This window comes from Acinetobacter sp. ANC 4178 (assembly GCF_004331175.1).
In the GTDB taxonomy this organism is placed as follows: domain Bacteria; phylum Pseudomonadota; class Gammaproteobacteria; order Pseudomonadales; family Moraxellaceae; genus Acinetobacter.
Genome location: NZ_SJOD01000001.1, coordinates 537,706 through 553,879, shown reverse-complemented (window position 1 = coordinate 553,879; position 16,174 = coordinate 537,706). Strand labels below are relative to the sequence as shown.

Below are 16,174 nucleotides of genomic sequence, written 5' to 3'. Positions count from 1 at the left end.
TCAAATTTAATGTAAGGGAATCAGTTGGTCTGCCAATGGATTTTTCAGACTTTGGGTTTTTGCAAGAAACGGAAGATAGTAATTTGCGACTTGTTTATCTGCTTCCAACAAAGGCATATGACCTACATTGTTCAGAATGACAGGTGCCTCAGCACGTTTCAACAGAGATTTTAATTCATCTGCAACTTCAACATTAAAAATTTTATCTTGTTTGCCCCATAGAATTAAAGTTGGCGCTTCTACATTTCGAGTAATTCGGGCAAATGTTTCAGGGGTATAGATTCGGTTTAATGTCGAAATTTGCTCAATGACCAGATTATTTCTGCCTGCTTGTGCAATCAGGAGTTGCTCTTTGGCATGTTTGAGTTCTGGCGAAAGCTTAGGTGGGTTTTGCATAATCTGATGCCGAACCTCATCATAATCACCTGGTTTTGACACAATAATATGCTTTAAAAAATTAGGGTCTTTACTGTAGGGCGTATTGGCTTTTTTATAGATGCCTGCACTATTTAATAGAAATAAACTTTGTGTATCAAAAGGATATTGCGCAGCATAGAGTGTAGCAATTGAACCACCTAAAGAGTGACCTGCGATATTCAATTTATTTTCTATATCTATGGCTTCTGCAAATTGCCGAAGGCTAGAGGTGACATTTGGAACAGCAATATCAAAATTGGATGGAACTTTAGTGTCCCCATAAATGGGTAAGTCGGGCACAATCACATGGTAGTTGGGGGTGAGATAAGAAGCAACACGGTTCCAGTTGTCACGATTTCCTCCAATCCCATGGATCAGTAAAACAGTGGGTTTTTGGCTCGAACCGCCTTCGTTATAGCTCCAAAAAATATCACCCACTTTAAGCGTTTTGGTCTTTAATCCGCAATCTTCACGTTCTTGTTGTAGATAGTTTTGTAGTGAAATTTGCTCAGAAGAAAGCTGTAGGGGTTTAGCAGAAGCAACATTGGGCAATGACATTGTAATTAGGATTCCCATTGCAGTAACAAAATGAGAAAAATATTTACTAGTTTGTGTCATTGACTTGAATCCTTGTCACTAAAATTTTGTTGTATGAAATCTATTTTTGAAACTGTCAAAATACTGAAATGGGTATAAAGAATGATCTTTGACTTTATGTTGAACTATTGTAAATACAATCAATAGAATGTCACGAACAAGTTTATTGAAATGATTGATATAAAAATAAAATAATGTGATTGGCTTCAACATAATGGCAAAAAGCATTTGAACTTTTTTGCCAATCTAAAAATGCCGAGTGGTATTCGTTTTTGCAAGTGACATTCATTTTGGCTGGTATTAGAATATTAAAACTTCAAATCATGGTGGAAAAAAGAATGCTAACGGCTCAAGAAGCATTAGACCGTCTTAAAAAAGGAAACCAACGTTTTGTTTCTGGGGAAACAACCCTCCCTAAACAATTGACGCATCAAGAACGTGCTGAAATGGCAGAAGATCAAAATCCTTTTGCAATTATACTTGGTTGTTCAGACTCGCGTGTTCCTGCCGAGATGGTTTTCGATCAAGGCTTAGGTGATCTATTTGTCATTCGTGTTGCGGGTAATGTGGTTGCACCTTCACAAGTGGGGAGTGTGGAATTTGCTGCCGAACGTTATGACTGCGCCGTGGTCGTTGTTCTTGGTCATAGTCATTGTGGTGCTATTCAAGCGACCATTGACACTTTAATGAACCCAGACTGCCCACCATCAAATAATTTGATGTCGATTGTGAACCGTGTGCGTCCATCAGTTGAAACCTTGATGCAAACTGAGTTGAAAAACGATTTGAAAAAACTTTCGAACCACGCTGTCCGTTCAAATGTATTTGCTTCTGTTAATCAATTACGTCATGGTTCGGCTGTATTGGAACAATTAATTGCGAAAGGCAAGATGATTGTTGTGGGTGCCGAATATTCACTCGAAACAGGTGAAGTGATTTTTTTTGATTTCTAAGACATCTGATCTATAAAAATATGGATGTGATTAAAGGCGCTTTATAAAGCGCCTTTAATGTATGGATAAGCGAGATTTAATAACTTTACTTGTGCTTGTGCATTCGGATGAATTAAATCGTTTTGCATTAAATTTTTATAACCTGCGATGCCTTCTAAAAAGAAAGGCAGTAATTTCACCTGATAACGTTGACTGATAACAGTGTAGTTCTGTTCAAAAGCCTTGCTATAGGCAGTGCCATAATTTGGCGGAATTTTCATTCCAAATAAAACGACTTTCGCTTTCGCCTTTTGGCTTTGTTCAACTAAACGCGCTAGATTTTGTTGAATCATTTGCGGGGGTTGACCACGTAAACCATCGTTTCCTCCCAGTTCGATGACCACAACACTTGGCTTATAAGTTGCAAGTAATTTGGGTAAACGTGCTAAAGCACCGCTGGTAGTTTCACCACTCACACTTGCATTGACCACTTGATGCTGTTTCGGATACTGTTGGTCTAATCGTTTTTGTAACTGTGTGACCCATCCTTGTTGTGGCTGTAGGCCATAACCTGCGCTAATACTATCACCGAGAATCAGAATAGTTTTAGCTGAAGCCGTCATTGGGCTTAGGCAGAGCGTGAGTCCCATTACCCAAGAATAAACGAATACTTTAAAACGATATTGACGCATAGTAACTGACGAAAACCTGAGCACAATAGAAGAGAGATTTATCATGCCACAAGCCGTAATTTCTGCCCAGAATTTGACACAAAAAATACAACTTGCAGATAAAAATCTCTCAATTTTTGAAAATTTAAATCTCGATATTATGGAAGGCGAACAAATTGCTATTACTGGTCGTTCAGGTTCTGGTAAGTCGACTTTATTGGGGATTTTGGCCACTTTAGACCAAGCCAGTGGTGGTGAATTAACTGTTTGTGGAGAAAATATTTCTGCGCTCAATGAAGAACAGCGAGCGCTTGTCCGTTTAAAATATATTGGTTTTGTTTTTCAATCTTTTCAGCTTTTACCACATTTAACCGCATTGGAAAATGTGATGTTGCCTTTGCGTTTACACGCTAATTTTCAATATGCGGAGGCAGAACAACAAGCGTTGGCTTTGCTGAAAAAGGTCGGGTTAGAGCGACAGGCAGAACAAACACCTAAAGTGCTTTCAGGTGGAGAGCAGCAACGTGTGGCAATTGCACGTGCTTTAATTAGCCAGCCTAAAATTATTTTTGCAGACGAACCGACAGGAAATCTAGACAGTCAAACAGCCAAAGACATTGAGCAATTGTTATTTGCTTTAAATCAAGAACTAGGCACCACCTTGGTGTTAGTTACGCATGATTTGAAATTGGCAAGACAATGTCAGCGTCATGTGCATTTATTTGAAGGTCAGTTGCATGAACACGTGCAGGGTGGTGATCACGTATGAGTGCTCTATTTCGACCTTTATTGCAGCAAAGTCTGAAAAGTAGTGGAATGTATTTGCTGATTATTGCTTTGGTACTGGCCATTAGTGTAACCACAGCACTGAAATTTAGTAATGAGCAAATCCAGAATGCAGTGACTTTACAAGCCGCAGAGCTGATGGCGGCAGATTTGGTATTGTCGGATCAGGCTGCAATTGAACAACGCTGGAAAGATCAGGCGACGGCCTTACATTTAAAACAGTCGCAAGTCACTATGTTTAACTCCATGGCACATACTGAGTCGCAATTTGTCATGGTGAATGTAAAAGCAGTAGATGCACATTTCCCGCTGCGGGGTAAACTTCAGTTACAACCCGAGCTCCATCACCCTATTCAAAGTGGGGAAGTTTGGTTAAGTCCACGGGTGATGGACTTATTACGGGTAAAGTTGGGAGACCAAATTCAAATTGCCGATGGCACGTTTAAAGTCACCGCAAAGATTCAGCATGACTCCAATCAGGAACTTGGTTTTTCGGGTTTTTCACCAACGGTGATGATTGCACAACAAGATATTGCAGGCACCAATGCCATTCAAGTCGGTAGCCGAATTGATTACCGTCTACTTATGGCAGGCGATGTAAATAATATTCAACAGTTTCAAACGCAATTTAAGCAGCAACAAGCAAGAAAACAATCCAAGGTTGTTAATGCTGAAGATACCAATGGTTTGAAACTGCGAAATGCCACTGAAGGCAATACTCGTCTGATGCGTCCGATTGAGAATTTAGATACCTTTTTACAGTTGGCCAATATCTTGACCATTTTGCTGTGTGGTATTGCAATTGCATTGACCAGTCAACGCTATGTACAGCAAAACCAAGACTATATTGCTTTATTGCGTTGTATGGGCGCTTCCAAAACCCAAATCTTAAAAGTCTACGCCTATCTTTTGTTGGTTATATTGGGCATTGCCATTTTGCTTGGGGTGTTGCTTGGAATGGCTTTGGGGTATGGATTGTTACAACTCATGCTACAACTGATTCCAAATTTGCAGTTTCAATTTTCTGCATGGGCAATGTTGAAAGGACCGTTGCCAGTTGCCATATTGACCAGTGCGGTAGTGTTAACTGGTTTTATTTTGCCGAATTTGTGGCAGTTGATGTACACCCCACCAATCCGAGTGATTCGTCAGAAAACACAATCTACGCAAGTTTTGTTGTGGACCTTACTGTCTGGCACGCTGAGTTTATTTGTTTTTAGTCTTATCCTTACAGAGAATTTACTGCTAACCAGTTTAGTCATTGGCGGCATTATTGCCCTAAGTGCGCTCTTATATGTTTTGGTCTGGCTGGTTTTAAAAGCTTTAAAACGCTTAAAAATGGCAGTTTCGGCTTATGTCAAAGTACCTTATCAGACTGCATTTCAGATTACCGCTTTGGCATTAGGACTAAGCTTGATTACCGTATTGGCAGTCCTGCGTACAGATTTGTTAGAACGTTGGCAACAACAGTTGCCACAAGGTACGCCCAATCAGTTTGTGTATGGTTTACCGCCATTTGATGTCCCCCAATTCAAGCAGCAATTACAAGCACATGGCTGGAACAGCACACCCTTGTACCCGAATATTCGAGGTCGATTGGTGGCCAAAAATGAACAACCTTTTTCGGAGCAATTGGTTAAGGAAAATAACTCCTTACGTCGTGAGTTAAACCTGACGCAAAGTAGCAGCTTGCCAACAGACAATAAAATTGTACAAGGGCAAGCAAAGTTCACTGCTGTTGGGGAGGTTTCTGTTGAAGCGAAAACTGCCGCAGAATTGGGTATACAGGTGGGTGATCGGTTAAGCTTTAGTTTGCCTGAAGGCTTGTTACAGGCCAAAGTGATAAATTTAAGACAAGTTGAATGGGAAAGTTTTAGCCCAAACTTTTTCTTTATTTTTTCACCGCAAACATTGGATGAAAATGCAGGTAGTTATTTGGGGAGTTTTTATGTCCCAGAGCAAGATAAACCGCAACTGATACAATTGATTCAGCAATTTAGTAATACCGTGTTTATTGATGTGGGTTTAATACTGGATGAAATTAAGCGCTTGATGAATGTGTTAATTCAGGTCGTGACCATTCTGGCTGCACTGGTGAGCCTTGCAGGCATTTTGGTCTTAATTGCCTGCCTTAATTTATTGATGGATGAGCGTAAAAGGGAAGTGGCTTTACTTCGTTCATTTGGTAGTTCTAAACGTATGCTCAAAAATATGCTGACATTAGAAATTGGCTTTATGGGGTTGTTAGCAGGTATTGTGGCTTGTTTCTTTGCCGAATTGATCAGTGCGATTGCCAGTTATCGAATGAATCTAAGCATTCAGGCACATTGGGAAATCTGGTTAATTTTACCTGTGAGTATGATGTTGTTGTGCGCATTGATTGGGCGTTATCGTTTGAGTTATCTCTGTGATATCCCACCTTTACAAAGTTTAAGAGAGATGAATCAATCTTAGGATTCATCTCTCTTGTTTTAAAAATTGAAGTGTTGGCGCATGGCTTGTAAGAGTTCAGCCCAAATGGGTTGAATCAATTGAACTTGTTGCAGGCAATATTGGTACAGCAACCAACAGCTCACGACGGCTACAGTTGTACCTAATATGAAGCTGAGAGAAGGTTTTTGCCATTTTTGGCACAGATACCAAATCCCTGCGAGCACTGCGCCCATCAGCATTCCACCAACATGCGCAGCATTATTAATCCCAGAGATCGTGAGTCCAATCACCAGATTAATGCCCATGACCATAATTAAGGTCTTTTTATCTAGAATAAAGCGTTGCTGTGGCAGAACGGGGAACAGGGACAGTAAGGTTAAAGCACCACCTAAGCCCATCACGGCACCAGAAGCACCCGCACTGACATGTGGAAGTAAGTCAGGATTAATCGCCTGTTGATTAAGCATCCCCACCGTGTCATGTATCGCCAAATAACCACTAAAAAGACTGCCCATTAATCCTGCTGCAAGATAGAGCATAAGAAAGTAGAATCGACCAAACAGTTGCTCAGCGACACTGCCGAAAATATACAATGCCCACATGTTTAACATTAAATGAATCAAACCAAAATGAAAAAACATGCTGCTGAACAGGCGGGTGGGTTCCTCTAAAAAGGTTAAAGGTGCATAATCAGCTCCCCAGCGAATGGCATCTGCTAGGCTTGGATCACTAACATTGACCCCTGAGACAATTTGCCAGAGGAATAAACCCACATTGATGGCAATGAAAAGGGTTGTGAGCCACCAATCCTGCATATTCAGTTTGCTTGGAACCCAAGGTGGTGTTGAATGAGGCATGCTATTGTTTGACTTTGAATCTACATTTTAATCAAGCTTAGCACGAAAGAATGAAAATATTAGGAGCAACTTACTGACATGAAAGCTTTTTTTGTTCGAACTTTGTTAGTCATTGTCAGTTTGATTCTACTTGTACAGCTATGGATTTTTAGCAGTTTAGTGTGGTGGCGTACACATCCAGTCGAAACCACAATGTTTATGCGTCTAGATTACTGGTCTGAGCCATCAAAACCGATTCAGCACAAATGGCGGGATTATGATGAGATCAGCGATTATATAAAAAGTGCTGTGGTGGCATCTGAAGATGGAAAATTCATGCACCATCACGGTTTTGACTGGGAAGGTATGCAATATGCCTTGGAACGCAACCAAGACAAAGGCAAAGTGGTTGCAGGTGGATCGACTATTTCTCAGCAATTGGCGAAAAATTTATTTTTATACAATAAGCGTTCTTTTATTCGTAAAGGACAAGAGGCTGTAGCCACTTGGATGATGGAGCGCATGTGGTCGAAACAGCGTATTTTGGAAGTGTATTTAAACTCGGTTGAGTTTGGGGAAAATATTTACGGGGTTGAAGCTGCAACACAGCATTATTTTGGTAAAAGCGCGCGAAGTTTAACGCGTGATCAAGCGGCATTTTTAGCGGCAATTTTACCAAATCCTAAATATTATCAAGATCATCAGAATGATCAAAAAGTCCAAATTCGTAAAAGAATGATTCGTAAATATATGCGCTATAGCCAAATCCCTTAATATGGCCGAATTCAGCGATAAGCATAAAGCAACATCAGCCCAAATTATTTTGGGCTTTTTTTATGAAAATGTCACAAAATTGAAGCATACTTATGACTATACAGATAACGTCTTAAAATCATGGGTTGATTATGAATACGGCGGCACAGACACCATTAGAGCCAGTTGAATATACTTATAATGATCGATTTATTAATCGTGAACTTTCTATTTTAGATTTCCATTTACGTGTTCTTGAGCAAGCTGTTGATCCGTTGCATCCGTTGCTAGAACGCATGAATTTCCTGCTCATTTTTTCAAGAAATTTAGATGAGTTCTTTGAAATTCGTGTTGCGGGCATGTTGGAACAGTTAGATTTGGGCAATGAAAGTCATACCCCCGATGGTTTGACTCCAAAACAAGTTTTAGAGCAAATTTCACAAACGACACATGCGGCGATTGAACGCCAATATCGTATTTTAAATGAAGAAATCTTGGCGAAACTGCGCGAAGAAGACATTTGTTTCTTGCGTCGTGGTGAGCTAACCCCAGCTCAATCCTCTTGGGTGAAAAAGTATTTCCAAGAACAGGTTGCTCCAGTATTAACGCCGATTAGTTTAGACCCAGCACACCCATTCCCGCGTTTGGTCAATAAGAGCTTAAACTTCATTGTGACTTTAGAGGGTAAAGATGCCTTTGGTCGTCAAATTGATTTGGCAGTCGTACCCGCTCCACGCTCGTTGCCGCGAGTTGTACGGTTACCCGATGAGCTGACGGGCGGCAAAGAACACCATGTCATGCTTTCTGCGATTATTCATGAGCATGTTTCAGACCTATTCCCAGGAATGACTGCAACGGGCTGTTATCAGTTCCGTGTAACGCGCAACGCAGACTTGGCTTTAAATGAAGATGTCGAAGATTTAGCGAAAGCCTTAAAAGGGGAGCTAAATTCACGTCGTTTTGGTCGTGCAGTGCGTTTGGAAGTCACTGAAAACTGTCCTAAACATATTTATGACTACTTGCTTGATGAATTCGATTTAGAAGAAGAGCAGTTGTATAAGGTGGATGGTCCAGTCAATTTAGCACGGTTACTGTCAAATTTTAAACGTCCGCATTTACGCTATGATTCACATACGCCAGTGATTCCTAAAGTGTTGAAAAAATCTGAAAACATTTTTTCAGCGATGCAAAAGCAAGATATTTTACTGCACCATCCGTTTGAATCGTTTGCTCCAGTCATTAACTTGTTACGTGAGGCTGCGCGAGATCCACAAGTCCTTGCGATTAAGCAGACATTGTATCGTAGTGGAGCAGATTCTGAGATTGTACAAGTACTGGCAGAAGCAGCACGTAATGGCAAAGAAGTCACCGCTGTGATTGAGTTACGTGCGCGTTTTGATGAAGAGTCGAATATTGAGGTTGCCAACGTCTTGCAAGAGGCGGGCGCTGTGGTGGTATATGGCATTGTCGGCTATAAAACACATGCCAAAATGATTCTGGTCGTTCGTCGTGAAAATAATAAATTGGTGCGTTATGTCCATTTAGGGACTGGAAACTACCATGCAGGCAATGCCCGCATTTATACCGACTACGGTTTGCTCACCACAGACAAAGAATTGTGTGAAGATGTACATCGAATTTTCCAAGAGTTGACAGGTATGGGCAAAATGGCAAAGCTGAAAAAGCTTTTGCATGCACCATTTACGCTACATGCACAATTAGTCAATTTTATTGATGAAGAAATTGCCAATGCCAAAGCGGGCAAGCCTGCACAGATTATTGTGAAGGTGAATGCACTGACGGAATTACAATTGATTAATAAACTGTATGAAGCTTCGCAGGCTGGTGTACAGGTTGACTTAATTATTCGTTCAATTTGTTGTTTGCGTCCTGGGCTACCAGGCCTGTCAGAAAATATTCGTGTACGTTCTATCGTTGGACGTTTCTTGGAACATACACGTGTTTACTATTTTAGTAATAATGGCAACCCGCAAATCTATTGCTCAAGTGCCGATTGGATGGATCGTAACTTATTCAATCGCGTTGAGGCTTGCTTCCCAATTGAAGATCCCGCATTAAAAAAACGGATTTATCAACAGGGCTTACTCAATTATCTAAAAGACAATCAACAAGCATGGTTATTGCAGGGCGATGGTTCATGGGTGCGCGCCCAAGTGGCAGAAGGGGAAGAGCCGCATAATGCCCAACGGACAATGTTGGAAATTATTAAATAACTGAAAAAAGAAAGAGCCTCAAGTGGGCTCTTTTTATTTATGGCTTAAATGTCGATATATCGATTTGATCCGCCCTTCTACACTGTAAAGCGGAATCCCCAATTGATGGGCTATTTCACGCGTATTTAACTGATTTGCGAGTAAGGATAAAATTTCTAACTCAACATCAGAAAACAATGGGCTGGGACTTTCTTTAAAAGGGTTAATGAATTGTTGTGCTTGGCTTTGGGTCTGAGCATTAAGAATATATTGTGCCAATTCACCATGTAAGGTCGCACCCCCTCTTAAAATTGTTCTGATCTGCTGTAGAATCTCGCGGTCAGTCTGCTCTATAAAAAAGTAGCCATGTGCGCCAGATTGAATCCCATGGAAGATTTGCTCTGTTTGCCCTTGGGGTGCCATCAAAATAATAATGACATAAGGATGATAGGTTTTTAATGAGCGTATTAAATCGTGTAAAGGCACTTGCGTAAAGTTGAGATCGATCAGGACAATATTGGGTAAATGTAAACGATAGATTTCAAGTGCGTCATCTAAATAAGGCGTAGAGTGAATTAAAGGCGCAGGGTAGCCTAACTCCATCAATAATATTTTAATGCGAAGGTCTAAATTCACTTCTTCCGAGAGAATTAATACGGGTGCCGGGAGTAAAAGCTCATTCACTATTTTGTTGTCCTAAACTTGAGCATCCAATTATCTTTTGACTGTGTTCCAAATGCTGAAAATGTTCTATACCTGTAAATTGGGATTTTTTATCTCTGATGCTAGTGTAAGTATTTGTTGAATAAAAATTAAATGAAAACGGTTTTAATTTTGTTGTGAATTTTAGGTGATTTGTTGAGATTGTTTTTTTCTTAGAATAAATGTTCATGAATATTGTTGTTGAAAGGAAATTAAAGTAGATCTTTACGTAGTTCGCGTGCACTTGGTATAGAGGTATAACGAAAGACTGTATAACCAGCTTCTGTGAGCATTGCGTCACGTAAACGATCCTCATCTTCCTTACCAATATGACTTGGGTCATCTAATTCGACAATTGCAATAACTTTCATATCACGATTTAACACCACAAAATCTGTGACTTTTCGATTGAATTGTTGGCGTATTTTGAAATGGTTGCTGGTAATTAGGGCACTAAAGGCGACTTGTGCCAAAATATGATGTTCTGGTAGGGCTTCATTCAGTCGCACAAACATTTTCTGTTCAAAGGCGGTAATAAGGGGTTTTCGATAAAATTGCTGACGTTTCCAAAACAGATGTTGGAATAGCATCAAAAGCAAAACAGAACTTGCTAGACAGCCAATAATAAAAAATAGCGTTTGAATTGATGTAAACACAAATTGAACTCAATAAAAAACCCACTACAAAACTGAGTGGGCTTTTAAAATTTTGGCTCTCCAACCTGGGCTCGAACCAGGGACCTGCGGATTAACAGTCCGTCGCTCTACCGACTGAGCTATTGGAGAATCTGGAACGCATTTTAGGGGGCTAAGTGTAAGTGGTCAAGTAAAAAGTTAAAAAATTCATATATTTTGAGTTGAATGAACTAAAAATAGACAAAAAGATTATTTAATACGCTGTATGGCTTCAGTATAAGCAACTTGTGTCTTGAGAGGATTGGCTTGGCGGCAGGTAGTGATCAATTGCATGAGTTCTTGTTGCTTCATATCTGCACGAATTTGCTTTTGAATGGATTTTAACACCAGAGCATTTTTTCCAGATAAGTCACGACTACATTGATATAAGCGCTCATACATCAGGGCAGAAGCTGATTTATTATTTTCAGATTTTTGCGTACATTGGAAAGCAGCAAAAATAACTACAATCACAATAATCCAAAAAATCAGGGACTTTAGCCAAGGTAGATTCATTCTTATTCTCTATGCTGCTGTTATGTTATGAAGATAATTAAAATATGGCTGAATTACAATTTGCAATAAAGATGGTCTTGAAATTTAAGCAATAAAAAACCCACAACATAATGTGTGGGTTTTTTAGAATCTTGGCTCTTCCACCTGGGCTCGAACCAGGGACCTGCGGATTAACAGTCCGTCGCTCTACCGACTGAGCTATGGAAGAATAGTGGCTCTCCAACCTGGGCTCGAACCAGGGACCTGCGGATTAACAGTCCGTCGCTCTACCGACTGAGCTATTGGAGAATCTGATGCGCATTTTAGGGATGAAAATGGGAGTCGTCAACCCGTTCCTGAAGATAATTGTTTTATTTGATTTATAATTATGCAGTTAAAGCTTAAAAATGAAAAAATCACCCGTAAAGGGTGATTTTTTATGCAGAAAAATAAAAATTATTTTTCAACACCAGCTGTTTGACCAGCATATTTCGCATTTGCATAGTCCCAGTTCACTAAGCTTTCTAAGAAAGTCGTGATGTATTTAGGACGAGCATTACGGAAATCGATGTAGTAAGCATGTTCCCAAACGTCAATAGTCAATACTGCAACTTTACCGTGAGCAAGTGGAGTATCTGCATTTGCAGTTTTCATAATAGAAAGTGCGCCATTTACTTCGTCAGCCACTAACCAAGCCCAGCCTGAACCGAACTGAGTAGTTGCTGCAGCAGCAAATTCTTCAGCAAATTTTTCGTATGAACCAAAAGTTTCATCAATTTTTGCTGCTAATGCGCCAGTCGCTTTACCGCCACCGTTTTTAGCCATACAGTTCCAGTAGAACGTGTGGTTCCAAACTTGAGCTGCATTGTTGAAAACACCTGCTTTAGCTGCATCACCAGCAGAAGCTTTGATGATTTCTTCTAAAGTTTTACCTTCAAGGTCAGTGCCTTTGATTAAGTTGTTTAAGTTAACAACATAAGTATTGTGGTGTTTGTCGTGATGGTATTCTAAAGTTTCTTTGCTGATATGAGGAGCAAGATCTTCATAGCCATATGGAAGTGCTGGTAAAGTGATCGTTGTCATGATTTCAATTCCTTGCATTTTGCTGGGTTTTGACATTAAGTGGCACTATTGTAAAGGATTCTAGGCTAAATTTGCGCAATACTTTTAAATAACAATACAGAATAACGCTCGAATTTATACGTATATAAAAAATACGATAAATCCAATCTTACGGCTTTAAATCCATATTTTAAGTAAGGAAAATTTGCCAAGCCAAAATTAAATCGGATTGTTTAATTCGAAATAACTATACTCAAGATTGAACTGTTCTGAAATAGCTTGTCCTAAGCGTTGCACACCATAGCGTTCAGTTGCATGATGTCCACAAGCGTAGTAATGCACATCCAATTCCTTCGCTTCATAATACGTTCGTTCGCTGACTTCGCCTGAAATATAGGCATCACAGTCCTGTTCAGCAGCTTTGCTGATAAAGTCTTGTGCTGCACCTGTACAGAAACCCACTTTTTGGATGGATTCTTTATCTGCCTTTAAATGAATAGTGTTAAAGCCTAAGCGTTCTGTGAGGATTTCCTTAAAAGCTTCAGGGGAAATGGCTTGCTTTAAATAACCTATATTGCCAATAGGGTGGCGTTCTGAAGCATCTAAAGCTTCAATATTTTCCAATTCTAAGATTTCAGCAATTGCAGCATTGTTACCTAGTATTGGGTGTGAATCTAAAGGCAAGTGATAAGCCATTAATGAAATATCATTTTTAATCAGTGCTTTAATGCGTTTTCCACGCATGCCTGTAATAGGGTAGGCTTCACCTTTCCAGAAATAACCATGATGGACTAAGAGAAGATCTGCTTGCTGTGCAATCGCCGCATCAATGGCTTCTTGGGAGGCCGTGACAGCACAGAGAATTTTTTTGACTTCTGAATTTCCTTCAATTTGTAAACCGTTGGGTGCATAGTCTTTAAATTCTTGGGTTTTTAAAGTGTCATTACACCATTGTAGAATTTCTTGCAGAGTCGCCATAAAAATCTCTTAAGTTACGAATTAATATCATCAAAACATATTTTGAATTGTAACTAAAGCATCACAAAACTCTTGCATGAATTTTGTGTATCGAACTGTATTTGCCTTTACAATAAGCATAAATTCTTCGTTATTAAGAAATTAAAATATTTTAAGAGGATAAAAACGTGCGTCGGACCTTTACATGGTTACCTTGGGTGTTACTCATTATTGTCATTATTGGTTTTATTGCATGGCAACAATACCAAAAACCAAAAGCGACTGTTGCTCCTGATGGCGTAAAAATGCCTGCTGAAAAAGTTGAACCGCTGATTGATACGTCCAGAGCGGGTGGGGTGGTGTCTTATAGTGCTGCGGTAAAAGTTGCTGCACCAGCGGTGGTCAATATTTTTACCACACAGAAAGTTAAACAACTTGATCACCCGCTCATGAATGATCCAGCATTTAAAGAGTTTTTTGGCAACCAAATTCCAGAACAATTAAATCCTGAACAAAATGAAAATAGTCTGGGATCTGGAGTTATTGTTCGTCCTGATGGTTATATATTAACCAATAATCATGTGGTTTCTCAGGCGGATCAAATTATTGTTGCATTACAAGATGGGCGACGTGCGGCTGCTAAAATTATTGGTACTGACCCTGATACTGATTTAGCTGTGATTAAAATTGAGTTGGATAAATTGCCAGTATTACCCTTTAAGCTGAGTGGTAATGAAGTGGGAGATGTTGTACTTGCAATTGGTAACCCATTTGGTGTGGGGCAAACGGTGACGCAAGGGATTATCTCCGCAACAGGACGTTCAGATTTAGGTATTAACACTTATGAAGACTTTATTCAGACCGATGCAGCGATTAATCCTGGTAATTCAGGGGGAGCCTTGATTGATGTGGCTGGTAACTTGATCGGGGTCAATACTGCTATTTTCTCGCAATCAGGTGGCTCATTAGGTATTGGTTTTGCGATTCCCGCAAAAGTCTGTCAGCAAGTGCTCAATTCAATATTGAAAGATGGTCGTGTGGTTCGTGGTTGGTTGGGTATTAGTTTAATGCCTGTACAGCAAGAAAACATTATGGCACCGAAACAAGCGGGTGTGGTTGTTGCGGACGTGCTGAAAAATGGACCAGCTGCGCAAGCAGGATTATTAAAAGGCGATAAAATTACGCAAGTGAATGAGGAAAAAATTACCTCAGCATCGCATTTGATTAATTATGTGGCATTACAAGCACCGAATAGTACTGTCAAAATTCAAGTCCAACGTGGTGATAAAGCATTAAGTCTGGATGTGTTGGTTGGAGAGCGTAAAGTTCAAAATTCGGATTCACAATATATTCCATTGCCGCAAAGATAAAGTTTTTAAAACAAGCTCCTGAAAAGGGGCTTTTTTATAGCTAGAGCAAACTCACTTAGGCGAATTGATGAGGACGTTTGACTTCATTGATTGAAATGTTTGTGGTCAAATACAGCATGAAAATATAAAGCAATATAGGGAAACATCATGACAAATCCAATGATGCATCAGGTAGTGATTACTGAAGTCGGTGGACCAGAAAAATTAGCCATTGAGCAAACAGTTGTACCAGAACCCAAAGCCGATGAAGTGCTGGTTCAGGTCCATGCTTTTGGACTGAATCGTCCAGATATTTTACAGCGTCAAGGTTTATACCCAATGCCGAAAGGCGTGACCCCTGTGCCAGGTTTGGAAGTTGCGGGTGAAGTCGTTGCTGTTGGATCTGATGTTCAGAAGTTTAAAGTCGGTGATCAAGTATGTGGTTTAACCAATGGTGGTGGTTACGCCGAATATTGTGTTGTACCTGAAAGCCAAACTTTAAACATTCCAACAGGTTTGAGCTATGTGCAGGCTGCGGCCATTCCTGAAACATTTTTCACTGTATGGGCTAATGTGTTTCAAATGGGGAAAGCCAAAGCTGGGGAAACGGTGCTCATTCATGGTGGTACCAGTGGTATTGGAACCACGGCATTAATGCTTTGTAATGCATTGGGGCTTAAAACCTTTGCAACTGTAGGCTCAGATGAAAAAGTTCAAGCCATTGCTCATTTAACAGATGCAATCAATTATAAAACACAAAATTTCGAAAGCTATATTCTGGAAAAGACAGATCAGGCAGGGGTTGATGTCATTCTAGATATCGTGGGTGCACCTTATCTCGAACAAAACCTGAACTTATTACGTAAAGATGGTCGTTTGGTTTATATCGCTTTCCTTGGTGGTGCAAAAGCCAAAGAAGTCAAACTCGGGCAAATTATGATGAAGCGTTTGACCATTACAGGCTCGACCATGCGTGCGCGTAATACGGCTGAGAAAGCAGAAATTAGCCAAGGTTTACAAGAGCATGTTTGGCCGTTATTAGAGCAAGGTCAGTGCATTCCTATGATTTACAAAACATTTAAATTTGATCAAATTCAAGATGCACATCGTGCTATGGATACAGGTGAGCATATTGGTAAAATTGTGGTTGAAGTAATTTAACCTATCGAGTTATTGATCGTGAAGTAAGCTTGAATATAGCGAAATGAGCATATATTGAAGCTTATCTTCATGTTCATATCTGAGCATGAAGTAAAGACTGCTTTTTATGTTGGAAATATGCGAGAATAGTGGATTC

15 protein-coding genes and 3 tRNA genes are annotated in these 16,174 nt (G+C 40.0%); 7 read left to right on the top strand and 11 right to left on the bottom strand.

Features of this window, described 5'->3' with window-relative positions; all coding sequences use genetic code 11:
- Positions 1 to 6: 6 nt before the first annotated feature.
- The gene (locus E0H87_RS02635; protein ID WP_131322132.1) at positions 7 to 1,035 is read right to left on the bottom strand and encodes an alpha/beta fold hydrolase; all 1,029 of its coding nucleotides are present in this window, start codon (positions 1,033 to 1,035) and stop codon (positions 7 to 9) included.
- Positions 1,036 to 1,352: 317 nt separating this feature from the next.
- Here E0H87_RS02635 and E0H87_RS02630 point away from each other — a divergent pair, with 317 nt between their 5' ends.
- Positions 1,353 to 1,967, top strand: coding sequence for a carbonic anhydrase (locus E0H87_RS02630; protein WP_131322130.1), 615 nt, complete (start codon positions 1,353 to 1,355; stop codon positions 1,965 to 1,967).
- Positions 1,968 to 2,008: 41 nt separating this feature from the next.
- Here the strand turns inward: E0H87_RS02630 and E0H87_RS02625 are convergent, their stop codons facing one another.
- Complete coding sequence (locus E0H87_RS02625; RefSeq protein WP_413773105.1) at positions 2,009 to 2,596, bottom strand: arylesterase; 588 nt, start codon at positions 2,594 to 2,596, stop codon at positions 2,009 to 2,011.
- An 85-nt stretch (positions 2,597 to 2,681) separates the two neighbouring features.
- On the opposite strand from E0H87_RS02625, the gene E0H87_RS02620 reads away from it, so the two are divergent.
- Both E0H87_RS02620 and E0H87_RS02615 read left to right on the top strand, forming a co-directional pair.
- The gene (locus E0H87_RS02620; RefSeq protein ID WP_131322128.1) at positions 2,682 to 3,386 is read left to right on the top strand and encodes an ABC transporter ATP-binding protein; all 705 of its coding nucleotides are present in this window, start codon (positions 2,682 to 2,684) and stop codon (positions 3,384 to 3,386) included.
- Complete coding sequence (locus E0H87_RS02615; RefSeq protein ID WP_131322126.1) at positions 3,383 to 5,857, top strand: ABC transporter permease; 2,475 nt, start codon at positions 3,383 to 3,385, stop codon at positions 5,855 to 5,857. The genes E0H87_RS02620 and E0H87_RS02615 overlap by 4 nt, the downstream gene beginning before the upstream one ends.
- A 17-nt stretch (positions 5,858 to 5,874) precedes the next feature.
- On the opposite strand, the gene E0H87_RS02610 is transcribed toward E0H87_RS02615, so the two are convergent.
- Positions 5,875 to 6,693, bottom strand: coding sequence for a rhomboid family intramembrane serine protease (locus E0H87_RS02610; protein ID WP_131322124.1), 819 nt, complete (start codon positions 6,691 to 6,693; stop codon positions 5,875 to 5,877).
- Between the two features lie 78 nt (positions 6,694 to 6,771).
- Here E0H87_RS02610 and mtgA point away from each other — a divergent pair, with 78 nt between their 5' ends.
- Positions 6,772 to 7,446 carry a monofunctional biosynthetic peptidoglycan transglycosylase gene (mtgA, locus tag E0H87_RS02605; protein WP_131322122.1) on the top strand — a complete coding sequence of 225 codons (675 nt, stop codon included), beginning with the start codon at positions 6,772 to 6,774 and terminating at the stop codon, positions 7,444 to 7,446.
- 131 nt (positions 7,447 to 7,577) lie between these two features.
- A complete protein-coding gene (gene ppk1, locus E0H87_RS02600; RefSeq protein ID WP_131322120.1) occupies positions 7,578 to 9,659 on the top strand; it encodes a polyphosphate kinase 1 in 2,082 nt (693 codons plus the stop codon).
- A 33-nt stretch (positions 9,660 to 9,692) separates the two neighbouring features.
- Here ppk1 and E0H87_RS02595 read toward each other — a convergent pair whose 3' ends face one another.
- The 8 genes from E0H87_RS02595 to E0H87_RS02560 form a co-directional block, all read right to left on the bottom strand.
- Positions 9,693 to 10,322, bottom strand: coding sequence for a response regulator transcription factor (locus E0H87_RS02595; protein ID WP_131322118.1), 630 nt, complete (start codon positions 10,320 to 10,322; stop codon positions 9,693 to 9,695).
- 230 nt (positions 10,323 to 10,552) lie between these two features.
- Entirely contained in the window at positions 10,553 to 10,996 is a 444-nt protein-coding gene (locus E0H87_RS02590) for a DUF2726 domain-containing protein (protein ID WP_227547296.1), read from the bottom strand.
- Positions 10,997 to 11,049: 53 nt separating this feature from the next.
- A tRNA-Asn gene (locus tag E0H87_RS02585) sits at positions 11,050 to 11,125 on the bottom strand.
- A gap of 99 nt (positions 11,126 to 11,224) precedes the next feature.
- A complete protein-coding gene (locus E0H87_RS02580; RefSeq protein WP_131322116.1) occupies positions 11,225 to 11,530 on the bottom strand; it encodes a hypothetical protein in 306 nt (101 codons plus the stop codon).
- Positions 11,531 to 11,662: 132 nt separating this feature from the next.
- A tRNA-Asn gene (locus E0H87_RS02575) sits at positions 11,663 to 11,738 on the bottom strand.
- A 4-nt stretch (positions 11,739 to 11,742) separates the two neighbouring features.
- Positions 11,743 to 11,818, bottom strand: a tRNA-Asn gene (locus tag E0H87_RS02570).
- Between the two features lie 147 nt (positions 11,819 to 11,965).
- Positions 11,966 to 12,592, bottom strand: coding sequence for a superoxide dismutase (locus E0H87_RS02565; RefSeq protein ID WP_131322114.1), 627 nt, complete (start codon positions 12,590 to 12,592; stop codon positions 11,966 to 11,968).
- 198 nt (positions 12,593 to 12,790) lie between these two features.
- Positions 12,791 to 13,549 carry a Nif3-like dinuclear metal center hexameric protein gene (locus E0H87_RS02560; RefSeq protein ID WP_131322112.1) on the bottom strand — a complete coding sequence of 253 codons (759 nt, stop codon included), beginning with the start codon at positions 13,547 to 13,549 and terminating at the stop codon, positions 12,791 to 12,793.
- 167 nt (positions 13,550 to 13,716) lie between these two features.
- Here E0H87_RS02560 and E0H87_RS02555 point away from each other — a divergent pair, with 167 nt between their 5' ends.
- Positions 13,717 to 14,898, top strand: coding sequence for a S1C family serine protease (locus E0H87_RS02555; protein ID WP_131322110.1), 1,182 nt, complete (start codon positions 13,717 to 13,719; stop codon positions 14,896 to 14,898).
- Between the two features lie 147 nt (positions 14,899 to 15,045).
- Entirely contained in the window at positions 15,046 to 16,038 is a 993-nt protein-coding gene (locus E0H87_RS02550) for an NAD(P)H-quinone oxidoreductase (protein ID WP_131322108.1), read from the top strand.
- Positions 16,039 to 16,174 lie beyond the last annotated feature (136 nt).

What these genes read in the sequence shown, in the direction of transcription:
- E0H87_RS02635 (WP_131322132.1), bottom strand. Translation starts at nt 1,035, where the DNA reads ATGACACAAACTAGTAAATATTTTTCTCATTTTGTTACTGCAATGGGA.
- E0H87_RS02630 (WP_131322130.1), top strand. Translation starts at nt 1,353, where the DNA reads ATGCTAACGGCTCAAGAAGCATTAGACCGTCTTAAAAAAGGAAACCAA.
- E0H87_RS02625 (WP_413773105.1), bottom strand. Translation starts at nt 2,596, where the DNA reads ATGGGACTCACGCTCTGCCTAAGCCCAATGACGGCTTCAGCTAAAACT.
- E0H87_RS02620 (WP_131322128.1), top strand. Translation starts at nt 2,682, where the DNA reads ATGCCACAAGCCGTAATTTCTGCCCAGAATTTGACACAAAAAATACAA.
- E0H87_RS02615 (WP_131322126.1), top strand. Translation starts at nt 3,383, where the DNA reads ATGAGTGCTCTATTTCGACCTTTATTGCAGCAAAGTCTGAAAAGTAGT.
- E0H87_RS02610 (WP_131322124.1), bottom strand. Translation starts at nt 6,693, where the DNA reads ATGCCTCATTCAACACCACCTTGGGTTCCAAGCAAACTGAATATGCAG.
- mtgA (WP_131322122.1), top strand. Translation starts at nt 6,772, where the DNA reads ATGAAAGCTTTTTTTGTTCGAACTTTGTTAGTCATTGTCAGTTTGATT.
- ppk1 (WP_131322120.1), top strand. Translation starts at nt 7,578, where the DNA reads ATGAATACGGCGGCACAGACACCATTAGAGCCAGTTGAATATACTTAT.
- E0H87_RS02580 (WP_131322116.1), bottom strand. Translation starts at nt 11,530, where the DNA reads ATGAATCTACCTTGGCTAAAGTCCCTGATTTTTTGGATTATTGTGATT.
- E0H87_RS02565 (WP_131322114.1), bottom strand. Translation starts at nt 12,592, where the DNA reads ATGACAACGATCACTTTACCAGCACTTCCATATGGCTATGAAGATCTT.
- E0H87_RS02560 (WP_131322112.1), bottom strand. Translation starts at nt 13,549, where the DNA reads ATGGCGACTCTGCAAGAAATTCTACAATGGTGTAATGACACTTTAAAA.
- E0H87_RS02550 (WP_131322108.1), top strand. Translation starts at nt 15,046, where the DNA reads ATGACAAATCCAATGATGCATCAGGTAGTGATTACTGAAGTCGGTGGA.